Source organism: Streptomyces sp. GbtcB6, assembly GCF_019091475.1.
In the GTDB taxonomy this organism is placed as follows: Bacteria; Actinomycetota; Actinomycetes; order Streptomycetales; family Streptomycetaceae; genus Streptomyces; species Streptomyces hyaluromycini.
In genome coordinates this window covers 34,231-51,286 of sequence record NZ_JAGXJL010000036.1, presented here as the reverse complement: position 1 = coordinate 51,286, position 17,056 = coordinate 34,231, and the positions used below count along the sequence as shown (strand labels likewise).

Sequence of the window (17,056 nt, the reverse complement as noted above, 5' to 3'; positions counted from 1 at the left end):
GAGGCAGGGGGAAGGCAGGGGGTGCTGATGACGCGAGGGGGACCGTAATGTCCTCGACAGGGCCGCGCAAGAACTAGACAGAACATTGCAACAATAAAAATTCAGCCTGCAAGATCTAATGTGCCGCGTTGGGGCTGCAGCCGGCACCCGGCCGCACACATGGCGGTGCCGCCGGACGGGGAGTCCGGCGGCACCGTGGAGAGGGTGGGGTCAGGTGGTCCAGATCTGGAATTCGGACACCTGGCCCGCGGGCCAGCCGTTGTTGGCGGTGATGGTGACGCGGTAGTAGCGCTGGGTGGTGGCGGGGAAGGTGAGCGTGACGGTGTTCTTGGTGCTCGGGTCGAAGGTGTAGGCGGCCGGGGACTTCAGGGTGGTGAAGGTGGTGCCGTCGGTGCTGCCGGCGAGGGTCAGGGTCTGGGTGCGGGCGCCCCAGGCGGCGGGCAGCTGCAGGACCACGCGGGAGGCGCTCCGGGCCGAGCCGAGGTCGACCTGGACCCACTGCGGAAAGGTGTTGTTGGCGCTCTCCCAGTAGGAGCCCTGGTTGCCGTCCGTCACGTTCGACGACGGGTACACGTCGGTGTGGCTGGACTCGCCGGTGGGTTTGCCGGCGGCGAGATTGGTTCCGGTGGTGCCGTTGTCCGCGGTGAAGCCGAGGTGGTTGATGTTCCAGCCGCCGGTGTCCTGGCCGAGCGTCAGGACCTGCCGCCCGGCGGGCAGGGTCACATGGGTGGTCACGGTGGCCCAGGTCTGCCAGTCGCCGGTGGCGGGCAGGTCGACGGCTCCGGTGAGATCGGTGCCGGCGGCGTCCGACAGGTGCAGCGCGCCGGCCACCGCGGACGGGGCCGCGACGCGCAGGCCGAGGGTGTAGGTGCCGGCCGTGGCGACGTCCACGGTGTAGCGGAACCACTGCCCGCCGCCGGTCCAGCCCAGGTTGTAACCGCCGCCGGTGTCCGAGGTGTTGTCCAGGTCGACGCCGTCGGCGCGGTAGGAGTTGGCGTTGCCGTTGACGGAGGTGACGTTGTAGGCCACCCCCTGGCCGCCGGTGTCGTAGTCCTCCGCCTGCACCGTGCCGGGCACGGCGGCCGGGGTGCCGCCGTAGGGGCCCTCGGGAGCAGGCGGCGGCCAGTGGTTGCCACTCAACGCCGCGACGAACCCGGTGGAGTTGTTGACGAAGGCCGAGGCGCCGGCGGTGAGCCCGGTGACCGTGTTGCCGGTGATCGTCGCGGAGCCGGTGGGCGCCGGGTAGAACGACGGCGAGATCGCGATGCCGTTGCGGCCCGGGGCGTTGACGGTGTTGTCCTGGAGCAGGGTGTCGGTCGAGGTGGAGAAGGCGATCCCGTCGTAGAGGGAGTCGGTGACGGTGTTGCCGGTCACCGTGACCTTGTCGACGATCCCGGTGTTCTGTCCGTCGCCGCCGTTGCCGACATGCAGGGCGGGCTGGCCCTGGCTGTAGGCGTTGCCACCGGAGCGGACCACGGTGTTGCCCGTCACGGTCGCGGACAGCAGGTCACTGCCGTTGACACCGAAGCGCCCGGCGCCCAGACCGATGTAGCGGGCCGTGTCGCTGATGTAGTTGTTCTTGACCTGGTGGCCGCTGCCCCCGTAGATCCCGACACCCTTGCCGCCCCACGGTGCGATCGAGGTGTTGTCACTGACGGTGACATTGCTCATCGGGTTGTAGTAGGTCCTGGAACCGTCGCTGTTGGTGTTGTAGTTCACCGAGTTGATGGCGATCGCGTCGTCCCCGGTGCCGCGGACGAAGTTGTTCGTGACCGTCAGGTCGTTCCCCGTGTCCGCGCCCAGCGACACGTTGTTGACGTTGATCCCGTCCGCCCAGATCGAGGTCAGCCGGCTGTTCCGTACCGTCCCGCCGGTGCCGGAGGCCCAGAAGCCCGACATGGTGTGCTGGGTCCAGATGCCGTCGGCGAGCCAGTCGGTGCCGGTGGTGTCCATCGCGCCGCCGTCCCCGCCGATGGTGCTGCGGCTGACGGCGTTGGCGTCGATGTGGAAGTTCCGTACGGTGCAGGAGGTCAGGTCGAACAGTGCCGCCAGCGGCGTGCTGTTGGGGACCGGGACGTCACGGTAGACCGTGCTGTACCAAAGGCCCGCGCCCGCGATGGTGATCCCCTGTGCGTTCAGTCCCTCGGTGCCCTTCACGTAGAAGGTGCCCTGGGGGATCCACAGGGTTTTGCCCTGCTGCTGGGCCTGGTCGATGCAGTTCTGGATGGCGGCCCGGCTGTCCACCGACTGGCCGTCGGCCGCGCCGTTGGTCGGCGTGTTGTCCGCCACCGCACCGCAGCTCGTGATCGAGATCGAGTTCGCCGGCTGCGTCAGCGGCGCCGGCGGCTGCTCCACGTCGACGGAGTCCAGGTCGTAGAAGGACGCGCTGTTGTCGGAGTCCTTCCGCAGCGAGAACGTGGCGCCCGCCGGGATCGGGGACCCGGTGACGAAGGTGTGCGACTCGTCCCAGAAGACCCTCGGGTCGCCGTCGGCCGGGTTCTGGTTGTCGCTCGTGTTGTAGTTGCCGTTGCCCTCGTACACCCAGCTCTGCCGCGAGTTGAGGTTCAGCGCCTGCCGGAACACCCCGTTGACGTACAGGTTCAGCGTCCCGGTGAGACCGCCTCCGGACGCCGAGTCCGGGATGCCGGCACGGACGTTGAGGAAGGAGATCGGCTGCCCGGTGGTGTTCGTCCACTGCACCGACTGGCCCGTGCCGTCCAGGTGGACGTACGAATGGCCCGAGGCCTCCAAGGCCGCGCTCGAGTACTGCGTCGTCGGCGCCGAGGTCAGCGACCGGACGGCCGCACCTCCGGCCGGCGTTCCCGCCTCGGCCTCGTAGACCGAGAACGGCGTCGTCGCACCTACCGCCGTGCTGGCCGCCGCCTGCGCCTGCGCCTGCTGTGTGGCTGCGGCCGGTAAGACGGACACGCACATCGCGCCGACCGCGGCGACGGCGGCCGCCGCCAGTCGCCGGGGTCTGGGAATCGTCAGCATGTGAAGCTCCTTCGAGGAATGCGGGAAACCGGGGCCCTGACCGTACAGAGCACCCATTCAGCCCGCTAGATTCCGACGAAGTAAAGAATGAATCACGCAGGTTCTCGCAAGTTCCTTACTCGAAGTCCGCAAATCCTGGATGCCGCACTGGGCCGAACCGAGGACCGAGAGGAATGCGCAGAGCTCGCCCCCGTCCCGACGTGATCGGGTGCCCTCGGGTTCGCCCTTCACCTGGTGATCTGCTATTCAGAGGCGCCCGCTCATGTGCCCGCCACGGACTCGGAGCGATGCCCTTTCACATAGGAGGACTGCTTGATGAACGACAGGCCCTTGACACTCATGGCGGTACACGCACACCCCGACGACGAGGCCACCGGAACGGGAGGCGTCCTCGCGCGGTACGCGGCGGAGGGCATCCGCACGGTCCTCGTGACGTGCACCGACGGGGGTTGCGGTGACGGACCGGAAGGTGTCAAACCGGGCGATCCCGGGCACGACCCGGCGGCCGTCGCCCGGATACGGCGTCAAGAACTCGAGGCGAGCTGCGACATCCTGAAGATCGGTCACCTGGAGATGCTGGACTACGCCGACTCCGGGATGATGGGCTGGCCGGCCAACGACGCCCCCGGATCCTTCTGGCGGACGCCCGTGGAGGAGAGCGCTGCCCGACTCGCGGAACTCCTGCGGCGCTACCGACCCGATGTGGTCATCACCTACGACGAGAACGGCTTCTACGGCCACCCCGACCACATCCAGGCAAACCGCGTCACGATGGCCGCGCTGGCGATGACCGCGCCGACACCGAAGGTGTACTGGACGACGGCGCCCCGCTCGATGATGCAGCGGTTCGGGGAGGCCATGCGCGAGTTCGGTGCGGACGTGCCGGAGCCCGATCCCGCCGAGGCCGCCGCGATCGCGGAGATCGGACTCCCCGACGAGGAGATCACCACCTGGGTGGACACCACCGCGTTCGGCGGCCAGAAGTTCGACTCGCTGGCCGCGCATGCCAGCCAGGGCGAGAACATCTTCTTTCTCAGGATGGGCCGGGAGAGGTTCACCGAGTTGATGGGCGTCGAGACCTTCGTACGCGTCCAGGACACCACCGGCGCGGCCGTGCCCGAGAACGACCTCTTCGCCGGACTGCGCTGATCCGCCCGCCCACCGGGACCGGGGCCGCGGGTCGGGCGCCTCGGCTCCGGACCCGACGGGGTCGGCGGCAGAGTGGGATCAGCCGCCGGCTTCCCGCGCCACGCGCTCCAGGCGGCTCCGGTGGCCCTCCCACCACTCCTGGTCCCCTGGTGGCAGGTTCTCCTTGCCGTACAGGTATCCGACGGACCCGTCGATGAGCTCTCGCACGATGTCCGCGTGGCCGGCGTGCCGCTGGGTATCGGAGATCACGCGCACCAGGATGTGGTGCAGCGTCACCTCTCGGCGTTCCTCCGGCCACCACGGGACGTGACCGGTGGCGTCGAGGGCGAGCGTCGCGATCGTGCTGTCGGAGTGCTCCCACGCCTGGCGATACAGACCGACGATCTGTTCCCGCGATTCGTCCGCACTGGCCCACATGTCCGAATTGGGCTCCGACTCCTCGGTATACCACCAGGACGGCGGTTCCGCTTCGAAGAACGGCCTCCCGAAGGTGTCACCGAAGTACCCCAGCTCCACGCCGGCTACATGTTTGACCAGCCCCAACAGGTTCGTGCCCGTGGGTGTCAGCGGACGGCGGACGTCGTACTCCGAGAGGCCGTCGAGCTTCCACACCAGGGCGTCACGCGCCTCTTGCAAGTACCGGAGCAGGTCCGCCTTCGGGTTCGCCTCGATCATGCCGGGCAGTCTCCCACCCGGCGCTGACAGCCGGGTGGGACGGCCGGATTGACCCGCGGGGCAGAGCCATGCTCCATTCGGTCATGAGACGAGCATGAGACGACGTCCAAAGCCGAGGTCAGTGGCGTAGGAGTGGTGGTAGCCCCCGAGGGGTCGGGAGGCAGTCCCCCTGCAGATCCGGTGGCCTGCCCGCTGTCGGCGCGGTGCGGCCATGCCCAGACTCAGCGGCATGACGTTCTCCATCGACGATCCAGTCGCGACCGCACCGCTCGCCGCCCCTGCGCGGCCCTCCGGTCCCGGCAGCGACTTCGCCAGACTCTCCCGACGCATCAGCGAGGCAGGCCTGCTGGACCGGCGCCCGGGCTACTACACGGTGCGGCTGGGCCTGGTGATCGCGGCTCTGCTGGGTGGCGGGGCGGCCTTCTTCGCGCTCGGCGACACCTGGTGGCAGCTGGCTGTCGCCGCCGCCATGGCCCTCGCCTTCGGCCAAGTGGCGCTCGTGGCGCACGATCTGGCCCACCGGCAGGTCTTCCGTAGGCGCCGCCCGAGCGAGACATGGGGCCGCCTCTTCGGCAACCTCGCCATCGGCATGAGCTACGGGTGGTGGATGAACAAGCACACCCGTCACCACGCCAACCCCAACCACGAGGAACTCGACCCCGACGTCGCTCCGGACCTCTTGGTGTGGTCCGCCGACCAGGCACGCGACAGCAGCGGCCTGGCCCGGTTCATCGGCGGCCACCAGGCGTTCCTGTTCTTCCCACTGCTGACGCTGGAGGGTTTCAACCTGCATGTGTCGAGCCTGCGGGCGCTGCGCTCGCCGTCCATGAAGAACCCGGTGCTGGAGGGCGCGCTGCTCCTCCTGCACCTGGCGGCCTACCTGTCCGCGCTGTTCCTGGTGCTGTCTCCCGGCAAGGCCGTGGCGTTCCTCGCCGTGCACCAGTGTCTCTTCGGTGTCTACCTCGGCTGTACGTTCGCCCCGAACCACAAGGGCATGCCCACCTTCACCGGCGACGAGCGGCCCGACTTCCTGCGGCGTCAGGTGCTCACCTCCCGCAATGTGAGGGGCGGTCGGTTCACGGACATGATGCTGGGCGGGCTCAACTACCAGATCGAGCACCACCTGTTCCCGAGCATGCCCACACCTCATCTGCGACGCGCCCAGGTGATCGTGCGGGAGTACTGCGCGGAGATCGGTGTGCCGTACCACGAGACCGGCCTGCTGCGGTCCTACTGCGAGGCCCTCACGCACCTGCACCGGGTGGGAGAACCCATCAGGCGGCAGCGCAAGGCGTCTTGACCGCGCTGCGAGTACGTGGCCCGTTGCGGGCTCTCAGTCGTCCGTGGCCAGAACCTTCACCAGTGCCTCGACGGCGACCACGACCTCCGGGGTGGCCAGTACGAGCACCGGATCAGGGGTCTGCAACAGGAATCCGCTCCAGACTCGGAAGACAGCGCTGCCGTCCGCGCCGTTCTTTGCGAAGGAGATACATCCCGGCAGATATCTCACGTCGTCCCGCCCTCCGGGCACCCCGGGCGGAGGACCGTCCAAGAACCGGAGGTAGTTATGACTGGTGGATGGATACCACCGGCTCAACGCACTCGCCCGGGAGGCCAGCGCCAGTTCCTCCTCGACAGGAGGCACCCACGAGTCCGTGCCACGCAGCAACGCATCATGGGCCCGCGCGCATTGCATCTGCCAATCCCAGTCATCGTCCAGCGACCATCGGGCGTCCTCTGCCATGCGCCGAGTCTGGCCGAACTCCTGAGTGCGGGTAACCCCCGACGACCCCGTCGTCACCGCTCTCGCCCTCCGGCGGGTGGCCCGCTCGACGCCGAGTCGGGCGCCGGACACGGAACCGACAGGGTGCCGGTGATGCCGGACACAGCCGGCCGACCCTGCTCAGGTGGCTGCTGAGCAGAGTCCCCTGGGGCGCAGACGCATCTCCGTGATTCGGGCGGTGTCCTTCGGCGGGTCAGATCACTGGGACGGGTTCCTCCAGAGCCGCCAGCACCGCGGCCGGAAGCTGGATGTCGGCGGCCTCGATGTTCTGGGCGAGATGCTCGCGAGTCGATGTGCCGGGGATGAGGCAGATGGTCGGGGAACGGTGCAGCAGCCAGGCGAGGGCGATCTGCCGGGCGGAGGCGCCCAGGTCCGCGGCGACGTCCTCCAGGACCTGGAGCTGGAGGGGACGGAACCCTCCCAGCGGCCAGAAGGGCACGAAGGCGATGCCCTGTCGGGCGCACCAGTCCACCAGGCTGTCGTCCAGCCGGTGGGCGATGTTGTAGTGGTTCTGGACGGCGACCACGGGTGCGATCTCCTGCGCGGTCCTCACCTGGTCCATGCTGACGTTGCTGACGCCCAGGTTGCGGATCAGCCCCTGGTCGCGCAGCTCGGCCAGCACGGTGAACGGCTCGATGATGTCCGCCGGTTCAAGGGTGTCGGTCATCCGCAGGTTGACCAGGTCGAGCGCGTCCAGGCCGAGGTGTTCCAGGTTGTCCTGGACGGCCCGGATCAGCTCGCGACGCGAGAGCACGACGGGCCAGCCGCGGTCGGGGCTCCGGCGGGCACCGACCTTGGTGGCGATGTGCAGTCCGTCGCGGTAGGGGTGAAGGGCTTCACGGATCAGCCCGTTGACGAGGTGAGCGCCGTAGTAGTCGCTGGTGTCCAGATGGGTGAGCCGGCACACGCTCCAGGACGGCCGTCTCGTGGCCATCTGAACCGCGGGCAGGCCGGCATGCATCTCCTGCCTGCCCGAGCCGTTGCCGCCACCGAGTCCCTCGTCCTGGACCGCCGTATCCGCCTCGACTGCCACCGGCGGTCGACGCCTCGCCCCGCTCTCAGCCGACCGCGGAACACGGCCATGACAACGGAAGCGGCGGCTTCCCGGACCGGCCCGAGCCCACCGCGGCCGTCGGTGGGCTCGGATCGTCCGTGCGGCTGTTTTCCGTTACTTCCCGAATGCCTGTCGGAACGCGGCGACGGTCTCGTCGTCGGCCCCGTTCGCGCCGCACACCGGGACGACACCGTTCTCGGCGGCCACGATGTAGCGCTCACCCTCCGAGAACGTCAGCGTCTCCGGCCGGCTCGTGTCGCTGTCGAGCACGACCGTCTCCTTGTCGCCGCCCTTCAGCCAGGAGTCGACGCGGAAGGTGACCGTGGAGCCCTTGATGGAGGTGACCGTTCCCACGAAGAGGGTCGGGTACCCGCGCAGGGTGTCGGGACTGGGTGCCGCACACTTCTGGCTGCCGAAGCCGCCGGCGGTGGTGAGTGTCAGGGGGCCGGCCGAGGCCGGGTGCCCGTTGCCGTTGTTCGCCATGACTCCTCCGGCGATGCCGCCGCCGAGCAGAAGCAGACCGGCCGCCGCCGCGAGTCCGAGCAGCTGACGGCGGCTCCGTCGCGCGGTGGTCTTCACGGGGGCCGTATTGCCGGTCTGGAACGCGGTGTCGGTGGTCAAGATGTCCTCCACAAGTCGGTCGATGTCGGGCAGCGGAGCATGTGGGGTCAGCGCCGGGTCCGCGGACTTCAGCCGGGCCAGCAACTCGTCGTCATTCACTGACCGCTCCTTCCTTCATCCCTCTTGTGTCCGGACAGTTCGTCATGCTTTCGAGTTAATTGCGTGGCGAGTTTCTTTTTCGCCCGGTGCAGCCGGATGCTCACCGCGTTGGACGTCAGCCCGGTCGCCTCCGCGATCTGCCGGGGCGCCAGCCCCTCCCACGCCCACAGCCGCACCACCTCGCGGTCCAGCGTCCCGAGGGCGGCGAGCGCGGCGTACAGATCGCTGTGGTCGGTGCCCCCGGCCGGCTGCTGCTCCTGCGTCCGGATCAACCGCTCCACCAGCCGGAGCCGGCGCCCGTCGGCACGGCGGGCGTTCGCCAGGCAGCCCCGCGCCACCCCGTAGCACCACGGCAGCACGTCATCGGGGTCGGGCGGGGAACCCGGTGCCTGCCCCAGGCCGGGGACGTCGTCGATACGGCGCCACAGCACCAGCATCGCCTCCGCCAGGATGTCGTCGACCATGTCGGCGCTCGTCCGTCGCAGCAGATACCGGTGCAACGGTTCCGCCACCACATGCGCCAGTCTTTCGAAGCGCGCCCGCTGCCTCTGGCGCGACTCCTCTTCCGTCATGGATTCCACAACCCGTCCTGTCCGGCACATGCCGGATCCTGTCAGGCGAGGGCGTACGGATCCGTACCCGGTTCGGGACGTCGACCACGGTCCGCTGCCAGTCCCCGCGCGACAGCGCTTCGTTCTGAAACGATCAGCAAACCCGGGAGACCGTCCCCGTGACGGGGGCGAGAGCGACAAGGCGCGTGACCTGGGCGCGGCGGTGAAGGCCGCGGTCGGTCCGGTGATCTCGGCCGGATCGGCCAGTAAGCGGGAACCGAAGGGCTTGGGGCGCGACCGGGTGGTGTGCACGCAGAAAGTGCCTGTCGAAGGCGGAACCCGGATCAGGCTCACCCCGATTCCCGCGCCGAGGCTCTTCCTCTGCGCCGGGTACCACGGCACGCCCAGGGAGAGCAGCGCCAGCAGGGGGTTGGCGGCGGTGCACGAGTCCAACGCCATGGGGGACATCGGCATGGTCGCGTGTGCAGCGCTAAAAGACGCCCACCCGCTGTTCGGGCAAGGCCCGAGAGCCGAGAGCGGCAACGCCGTCTCGCGCCTCTCGTGTTTCTCGCGCCTCTCGTGGCCGAGACGATCGGCCTGCGGGCTTCACGTTCTCGACGGCCTCGGCCGAGACGGTCACGTCTGTCATCAGGTGTCACTTCCTGCTCAGAGCTCCGGCGTTGACCGTACGGACCCCACGCCGGAGCTCGGCGTGAGGGCAGGGTCCGGGTCGCTGGGGTCCGGACCCTGCCGTGTGCCGTACAGCGTGCGCCGTTCAGTGACGGGGGACGCGAGCGGTCACGGGATCTTGCTGAAGTCCGCCTGGATCGTGCGGTTGGCGTCCATGGTGATCTGGTACTCGGTCGTGCCGATAACCGGCAGGCCGTCGACCTCCCAGCCGGTGAACCGGTAACCGGCGGCGGGCTGGGCGGTGACCGTCACCTGCGTCCCTGGGTCGTAGGGACCGAACTCACTGACGGTGATGGTCCCGCCCGCGGCCGGGTTGGTGGACAGGCCGAGGGTGTGCCGGCCCACGGCCTTCGAGGCGCGGTAGCCGGCCACGATGGGGGTGCTGACCTGGGCGGTGGCGGCGTTGTTGTTGTTCGCGTCGCCCAGCGCCTGCCCGCCGATCTTGTTCACGGTGTTGGAGTACTGGTTGATGACCTTGCAGTTCTGGGGGGCGCAGGCCGAGGAGTAGGCCATGAGTGTGTGGTGCAGCTTGTCGGCGGTGACCCATCCGTAGTCGGTGGTGCCGGCCGGCGGCGTGTAACCGCCGTCGATCAGCGTCTTGCGGTCGTGCTGCAGGCCGAGGTTGTGGCCGATCTCGTGCGCGAGGTTGTCCCACTCCTTCACCGACAGGACGCTGGTGACGGAGTAGGCGAGATTGTCGGTCGTCGACGTCGCCGGCAGGGGCAGATCGGCCTGCCCGGAGCTGTTCTCGATGGGAATGGAAGCGAGGAGCGCCACCAGGTCGGCGCCGAACTCCTCCCGCTTCGCGTGTGCGGTGGCGCCGAGGGTCGGGTCCTGGGGGTTGGTGAGCTTCGCCATCATCTGCCCCGCGGCCTCGTCGGGCACGCCGGACGGCGCCGTCTCGTACGAGTTGACGACGTGCACGCTGGCCGGCACATGGCTGGTGGCGAAGGCCTTGTTGAGCTGGCTCACGCCGTAGCGGATACGGGCCTGCACCTCCGTGACGCCGCCTAGCTCGGCGACGGCGGGGGGGGTGTACGGGACGACGACATCGATGGCGACGGGGTTGGAGATGTCGACGGCCTTCGGCTTCGTCCGACCGGGGTGGGTCCGTGGGGCCGTCGTGACAGTGTCGACCCCGTGCCCGCTGGGTGGCAGCTTCAGGGTGTCGATCTCCGTCAGGCTGTACTCGCCGGGATGCTTGGGCAACGGCTCGAACAGATAGTCCTTGAAGCCGATCTCGATGACGCCTTCCAGGGTGACCGGGCCGCGCTTGCAGGCTCCCATGATGGACAGGGAGACCGTGTCCTCGGTCCGCTTCGGGTCGTGGCCGTCCCAGTACACGGTGCCGTCCGCGTCCTTGTGCAGGTAGTCACGCTCCGCGGTGATCTTCGGTCCGTCGTGGAAGAGCCGGAACGTACGGAGCTCGGGGACACCTTCCTTCTGCTTGCGGCACAGCCCGGCGAATTCCTTGGCGTCCGCGCGCAGGACGGCGCTCCGTACCACCCACGGCTCATGGGTGCCGCCCGCGGCGAACGCGGCGGGGCTGGTCAGCGTCAGGGGGAGGGTGCTCAGGAGAGCGGACGCCGCGGTGCAGGCGGCGAACGTGGGACGGCGCATGAGGGACATCAGCCTCTCTATTGGGAAATATTCGCCTCATAATCGGATGATCGGCACGTATCGATTCATCGAACGCGCGCGGGAGAGGGATTCCGACGGTGAGGTTCACCCGGTCATCCGCGCTCCGCGTTCGGCGTTCGGCGTTCGGCGGACGGCCGAAGCCTGTCCTGCCCTGTCCGGCTGCTCGATCACGTGTGGGGCAGCTTGGGCCCGTACCCGTGGTCCTCACCGGCCGCGGGACGACGGTCGCGTCAAACGAAGTGATTGGGCTGCTCGGATGCCGTTAGGCTGCCCGCGGAGGTCGCCCGTGGGGATGTCGTTGCTGTACGAGGTCTTGGAACCGCTGCCGGACGCGGAGAGCGCTCTGCGTCGCGCACGCGAGCTCCTGAGGGATTTCGCCGATTGGGCGGACGACCCGGACATCCCGGAGATCGGCCAGGTCGTCACGGCGGAGCAGTACGTTCACGCGCTCAGGTTCTTTCGCGAGGGCCGGTTCATGACACGGGCCGGCAGGCGCTTTCCGGAGACGGGCCTGGAGGACTTCTGGAGGCGGCTGCACGCGCTGGGCGTGCCGCGTGGCGAGAGTCCGTACGAGGTGCAGGTGGAGCTGAAACCCGAGTTTGAGGGGCTTTGGCCGCTTCCCCCGGATATATGTCTGGAACCGATTCGGGACGCCTGGCCGCCGCTCGTACTCTCCCGCCTGGAGGAAAACTGCAGGGAGGCCGACATCGACGCCCTGGTCGCGGATGTCGGCCCGTTGTCCTTCGACGTGGGCTGGTACGCCGCGCTGCGCGGACTGCCCTCCAGCAAGCTGTGCGGTGTCCAGCTGTGCCTCAACAGCGTCTGGACATCCCAGTGCGCCGAGCCGGCGCAGGGCACGCACGGTGTCTACCTCTCCATCGGAACCAAGAACCGGGACGTACAGGACGAGTGGCTCGCCGCCACTGGCCTGCCTCTCGGCGAGCCTCTGCTGGGTTGGTAGCCGTCAGCTCGTGTCGGCCCCGGTCTCCCATCTCTGACCCACGGGTCAAAGCAGCTGCGGGGCTACTTGCCCCCTTCCCATCAGAATGAAGTGCCTGGCCCGGCGGGCACGCAGGGCGAAGCTGCGATTCCGACTCGACGGTGGAGGACAGGGGCGTCTGATGACGCGGTGGCATCTCTTGCGGGGGAACGTCCTGATCGGTGAGCTCAGTGAGTACGGCTGCGATCAGCCGTTCTTCCTGGCACGCTTCACGCCGGGGCCAGGCTGGGAGAGCGTGAGGGCGTTGTTCGAGGCATTGGCGGCCCTCAGGGGCCCGGACCCGGATGGATCTCGGACCGTCGCTGCGCTCAAGCCATTGCAGGACTTGGAGCTCAGACTGGTTCCGGTTGACGGCCGGCAGCCTTCGCTGCAGGTCCTCAAGAACTGCATGCTGCGTATCGACGGGTCTGAAGCTCGCCTCCGCTACTGACCCGGTGGTTGGCGCGTCTGCCGAAGCCGTCGTGGACAGATGAGGCCACAAGCCAGTTCGAGCAGTCCGTGGTGGAGGTCGGCGCGTCGCTCGTAGCGGACGCGGAGCCGTCTGAACCGGTGCAGCCAGGCGAAGGTGCGCTCGACCACCCACCGCACCTTGCCCAGCCCTGGGCCGTGGGCGCCACCACGCCGGGCGATCACCGGCTTGATACCGCGTCTCCACAGCAGGCGGCGGTATCTGTCGAGGTCGTAGCCCCGGTCTGCATACAGCCGCCGAGGCCTGCGGGGCCGTCCTCGAAACCCCCGGATCGTCGGCATTGCGTCCAGCAGAGGCGGGAGTTGTGTGCCGTCGTGGCGGTTACCGCCGGTGAGCGTCACGCGGAGCAGAGTCCCGTGACGGTCGACGGTCAAGTGCTGCTCGTTTCGGCTCGTGCCGCCCTTGCGGGCGTCTTGTACGTCAGGAGCCGACCGCAGTAGGAGCCACGCGTTGCCACAGGTCGTCCGGAACAAGATGAGCAATCCGGGTCATGAAGGGGCCGCTTGTGAATACGCTCGGTGACGGCGAAGAGGTCGGGTGAAACGGACCGCGACGGATCGGCAGGGTCTGCCGGGGTGCCCTAGATCTGTCCGCGCCGCACTGTCTGGCACCCGATCCGGAGGTCCGTCTCCCGTCCTTGTCGATCCCGCCTCCTACCGGCCGGTTCAACAGCGCCGCCAGTGGGCGAAGCCGTGCTCGCCGCAGCAGTGAGGAAGGAACGGAGCCGTAGGTCGGCTGCGGGAGCGACGATGGCGTCGCCAAGGGAGACGAGCCCCGGAACGGGTCCGGAGAACTCGGTTGCCTGGATACCCCTCTTCGAAGGCCGGCTCTGCCACAGGGCACTGCCGCCCCTCACGCCGAGACGACAGGAGAGCCGGCGTTGGCGGGTGGGCCAGGTGCCATGTGCGCTTTCGCCCACCCGGTACCGGCATTCCGCATGCACCACCAAATTTCCGGTATGCGAGAACAGCCGGCGAACCGGGCAAGGCATGTCACGCGCTTTTCAATTCGATTTAACCGCCGCGAAAAAAGCGTCGTCGGAGTTACCGACAGACGACACGACAGGCGACAGAGATTTTACCGACAGAACGGCTCACCGGCTCCCGCGTCGATCACCCCAGCGATCGACGCACGGTCGGCCACGACAGCTGCACCCCCGAGCGCAAGCTACTGGCCAAGAACATATCTCCAGAACAACCCCACGAAGATATGACTTAGGTCACGTTTAGCAGTCCACCGGACCTCAAACCGACCCCAACAACCCACGAAGAGTTCCGCCCGGAATGGGAGTCAATCGCTCCGCTAAATATGTCCGTTGCCCGAAGGCGAGTGGCCGGTATTTACTGGCCCCACCCAAGAGAACGCGGACACTGATCGGCACCCCCGCCTCAACCAAATGATCAAGCTGATATGAAGCGGAGTCGAAGGAATGCCTGCAACCGGAGCGCTGGTCGCCTTGGAGGGTTTTGACGGCCTGCCCCCGAGAGACACGGAACTGTACGAGCGCGAGGAGCAGTTATCTCTCCTCCACAACCTGCTGCAGGACTCTCTCCAGGGGAACACCCACCTGGCCGTCGTGAGCGGGGCCGCCGGCCACGGAAAGACCGAACTTCTCGACGCGTTCGCCGCACAGGCCCAGCACCTGGGGGTGGTCCATGTCGCCGCGACGGCCTCCCGTGCCGAGCAGCCCGTCCCGTTCGGCGTACTGGCCCAGCTGTTCCAGGCGATGGACCTGCCCCAGCACATCGGCTCCCGTGTGTCCCGCCTGCTGGACCAGGCCATGGGCTCGGGCGGCTCGGCGCCGCCCCACGAGCCGGGGTCCATACCCCCGCAGCTGTTCCACCAGATGGGCACGGTCCTCCACGATCTCGTGGAACTCTCGCAGCCCCTGCTGATCATCGTCGACGACGTCCAGTACGCGGACGCCCCGTCCCTGCTGTGCCTGTCCACCCTGGCACGCCGGCGGCGTACGGCCCCCCTGCTGCTCGTCCTCAGCGAGCACCCCTCCCCGCAGTCCGCCAGCGTCCTGCTGAACGCGGAGCTGCCGCCGGAGCCGCTGTCCCACCGGGTGCTGCTGCCTCCCCTGTCCCGCGGCGGGGTGCGCGCCCTGCTGGCCAGGCGGCTCGGCGAATCCGCGGCCTCGCGCCTCGCCGAGGACTGCCTCGCCGTCACGGGGGGCAACCCGCTGCTGGTACGCAGGCTGATCGAGGACACCGTCGCGCGGGGAGAACCGTTCGCACTGCATGCCGGCCCCCGTTTCGAGCAGGCCATCCTCGACTGCCTCTACCGTTGCGATCCGTATGTGCGCACCGTCGCACGGCAGATGGCCGTCCTCGACGACCCGGAGTACATCCCGCTTTTGTCCCGGCTGCCGGACGTGGACCCGCGGTACCTCTCCCTGACACTCGGCGTCCTGGAGGAGACCGGCTTCCTCAGGGAGGGCGCCTGGCGCCATCCGCAGGCCAGCGCGGCCGTCCTGCACGAGATGACCGCCGAGGAGCGCGCCACCCTGCACACGAGGACCGGAACCCTTCTCTTCAAGAACGGCGCTCCGGTGACCGCGGTGGCCCACCACCTGGTCGCCGCCAGCCGGATCGACAACGACTGCGCGGCGAGCGTGCTGCTGGAGGCGGCCGAGGAGGGCCTCGCCACCGGTGACACGGCTCTCGCGTTGAACTGCCTGTCCATCGCCTACCAGTACGGCCGGAGCGAGCAGCACCGCGCCACCACGACCGCGATGCTCTTCCGTACCGAGTGGCGAGCCGATCCACGCACCGCGGCCCGCCGTATCCCGACGCTCGTGGAAGCGGCGCGGGAGGGCCACCTGTCGGGACGGCACGTCTCGGCCCTGGTCGACGCCCTGCTCTGGTTCGGCCGTCCCGAGGCGGCACTCGACGCGCTGGAGCGGATGGAGCGGTACGCCTGGCAGCGGCAGGACGTGGAGGCGTCCGCGCATCTTCAGACCCGCCGCGCCACGCTCGGCCTGCTGTATCCGGCGACGGCGTACGGCGACGGCGCCTCCGCCCCGGTCCTCGGGGAGGACGGTCCGCGGTGGGCGTCCTCCCGGAGCCAGGTCCTGAGCGAGCTGATCCGCGTGCTGCAGGTGGGCCCCAACACGCCGTCGACCCTGACCGCGGAACAGACGCTGGTCAGCCACCAGTTGACCGACGAGACCGTGCCGAGCCTCGCCGCCGCGATCGACATCCTGCTCATCAACGGCCGCCACGCGTCGGCCGAGCGGTGGATCGACACGCTCGTCTCGGTCACCCGGAAACAGTCGGCATCCGCTTGGCATGCGCTCTTCACCAGCCTGGAGGCCAGGCTGGCCCTCCAGCGCGGCAACCCGGCCAAGGCCGCACGCCTTGCCGAGGCGGCCTTGGCCGAGATCCCCACCGCGAGCTGGGGCGTCATGATCGGCCTGCCGCTGAGTGTCGCGCTCGAGGCCCACAACCTCCTGGGCGCGCACGGCGCCGCCCTCGCCCAGCTCCAGGCACCGACCCCGGACGCGATGTTCCAGACTCCGCTGGGCCTGCGCTACCTGCGCGCCCGCGGCCGTGCCCTCCTGGGGAACGGGCAGTCGCAGGCGGCCCTGGACGACTTCCTCGCGGTCGGCGAGCTGGCCAGACGCTGGCGGATGGACGTTCCCGCGGTGCTGCCCTGGAGAACCGACGCCGCCCTGGTGCATCTGCTGCGCGGCGACACCGCGCGGGCGCGGGAACTGGCCACGGAGCAGCTGGGTCTGGTGCGCCAGGACCAGCACCAGGTACGCGCGGTGACCCTGCGGGTCCTCGCCGCGACCGCGTCCCCGGAGGAGCGCGGCACGCTGCTCGGTCATGCGCTGGAGGCGGCGCAGCAGTGCGGCAACCCGGTGGTTCTCGCGTACACGCTCCACGAGATGGGCCGGTACGACCAGGAGGCGGGCCAGTACAGCAAGGGCCGGATGGCCCTGCTGCGGGCCCGCCAACTCGCCGAGGAATGCGGCGTGCAGTTGCCCGCCCGCACGCTTCCGGAGGCACCGCGCGGACAGCAGCCGCCCGCCGTGGTGGGCGGCAGCGACGAGCTGGTCGGCATGCTGAGCGACGCGGAGATGCGGGTGGTCACTCTGGCGGTTCGCGGTCACAGCAACCGGCAGATAGCGGCCAAGCTCTTCGTCACGGTGAGCACCGTCGAACAGCACCTCACCCGGGTGTACCGGAAGCTGGGGATCAAACGGCGGAGCGATCTCACGCTCGCCCTGCACGGAGGCGACTACGCCCGCCGCGCCTCCTGACGCGGGTCCGGCCGGGCGCGGCGACCACGGCGGGACCGGGCCTTCGCCGTACGCCGGCGG

General features: G+C 68.9%; 11 protein-coding genes and 1 pseudogene. 4 read left to right on the top strand and 8 right to left on the bottom strand.

All coding sequences use genetic code 11. The features are described 5' to 3' along the window. Positions 1-210: 210 nt before the first annotated feature. The gene (locus KVT45_RS40220) at positions 211-2,994 is read right to left on the bottom strand and encodes a discoidin domain-containing protein (RefSeq protein WP_254648060.1); all 2,784 of its coding nucleotides are present in this window, start codon (positions 2,992-2,994) and stop codon (positions 211-213) included. A gap of 315 nt (positions 2,995-3,309) precedes the next feature. Between KVT45_RS40220 and KVT45_RS40215 the strand changes: the two genes are divergently transcribed. Continuing rightward, on the top strand, positions 3,310-4,143 hold the full coding sequence (locus KVT45_RS40215; RefSeq protein ID WP_217554322.1) for a PIG-L family deacetylase: 834 nt from the start codon (positions 3,310-3,312) through the stop codon (positions 4,141-4,143). 78 nt (positions 4,144-4,221) lie between these two features. Here the strand turns inward: KVT45_RS40215 and KVT45_RS40210 are convergent, their stop codons facing one another. Then, the gene (locus KVT45_RS40210) at positions 4,222-4,818 is read right to left on the bottom strand and encodes a DinB family protein (protein ID WP_217554321.1); all 597 of its coding nucleotides are present in this window, start codon (positions 4,816-4,818) and stop codon (positions 4,222-4,224) included. A 229-nt stretch (positions 4,819-5,047) separates the two neighbouring features. On the opposite strand from KVT45_RS40210, the gene KVT45_RS40205 reads away from it, so the two are divergent. Continuing rightward, positions 5,048-6,118: an acyl-CoA desaturase gene (locus tag KVT45_RS40205; protein ID WP_217554320.1), complete on the top strand. Its 1,071-nt coding sequence runs from the start codon at positions 5,048-5,050 to the stop codon at positions 6,116-6,118. 33 nt (positions 6,119-6,151) lie between these two features. On the opposite strand, the gene KVT45_RS40200 is transcribed toward KVT45_RS40205, so the two are convergent. The 5 genes from KVT45_RS40200 to KVT45_RS40180 all read right to left on the bottom strand — a co-directional run bounded on the left by KVT45_RS40200 (position 6,152) and on the right by KVT45_RS40180 (position 11,236). Continuing rightward, positions 6,152-6,562, bottom strand: coding sequence for a hypothetical protein (locus KVT45_RS40200; protein ID WP_217554319.1), 411 nt, complete (start codon positions 6,560-6,562; stop codon positions 6,152-6,154). A gap of 232 nt (positions 6,563-6,794) precedes the next feature. Then, positions 6,795-7,634 (bottom strand): oxidoreductase, encoded by an 840-nt coding sequence (locus KVT45_RS40195; protein ID WP_308311010.1) that lies wholly within the window; start codon positions 7,632-7,634, stop codon positions 6,795-6,797. Between the two features lie 135 nt (positions 7,635-7,769). Then, the gene (locus tag KVT45_RS40190) at positions 7,770-8,375 is read right to left on the bottom strand and encodes a hypothetical protein (protein WP_217554318.1); all 606 of its coding nucleotides are present in this window, start codon (positions 8,373-8,375) and stop codon (positions 7,770-7,772) included. Continuing rightward, positions 8,372-8,947 (bottom strand): RNA polymerase sigma factor, encoded by a 576-nt coding sequence (locus KVT45_RS40185; RefSeq protein ID WP_254648059.1) that lies wholly within the window; start codon positions 8,945-8,947, stop codon positions 8,372-8,374. Before KVT45_RS40185 ends, KVT45_RS40190 begins: the two co-directional genes overlap by 4 nt. Positions 8,948-9,724: 777 nt before the next feature. After that, entirely contained in the window at positions 9,725-11,236 is a 1,512-nt protein-coding gene (locus tag KVT45_RS40180; protein WP_217554316.1) for a reprolysin-like metallopeptidase, read from the bottom strand. A 313-nt stretch (positions 11,237-11,549) separates the two neighbouring features. On the opposite strand from KVT45_RS40180, the gene KVT45_RS40175 reads away from it, so the two are divergent. After that, positions 11,550-12,218: a hypothetical protein gene (locus tag KVT45_RS40175; RefSeq protein WP_217554315.1), complete on the top strand. Its 669-nt coding sequence runs from the start codon at positions 11,550-11,552 to the stop codon at positions 12,216-12,218. Between the two features lie 462 nt (positions 12,219-12,680). Here the strand turns inward: KVT45_RS40175 and KVT45_RS40170 are convergent. Further along, positions 12,681-13,082 (bottom strand): annotated as a pseudogene (locus tag KVT45_RS40170) (IS5 family transposase); the annotation flags it as partial. A 1,073-nt stretch (positions 13,083-14,155) separates the two neighbouring features. Here KVT45_RS40170 and KVT45_RS40165 point away from each other — a divergent pair. Next, positions 14,156-16,996 (top strand): AAA family ATPase, encoded by a 2,841-nt coding sequence (locus KVT45_RS40165; RefSeq protein WP_217554314.1) that lies wholly within the window; start codon positions 14,156-14,158, stop codon positions 16,994-16,996. Positions 16,997-17,056 lie beyond the last annotated feature (60 nt).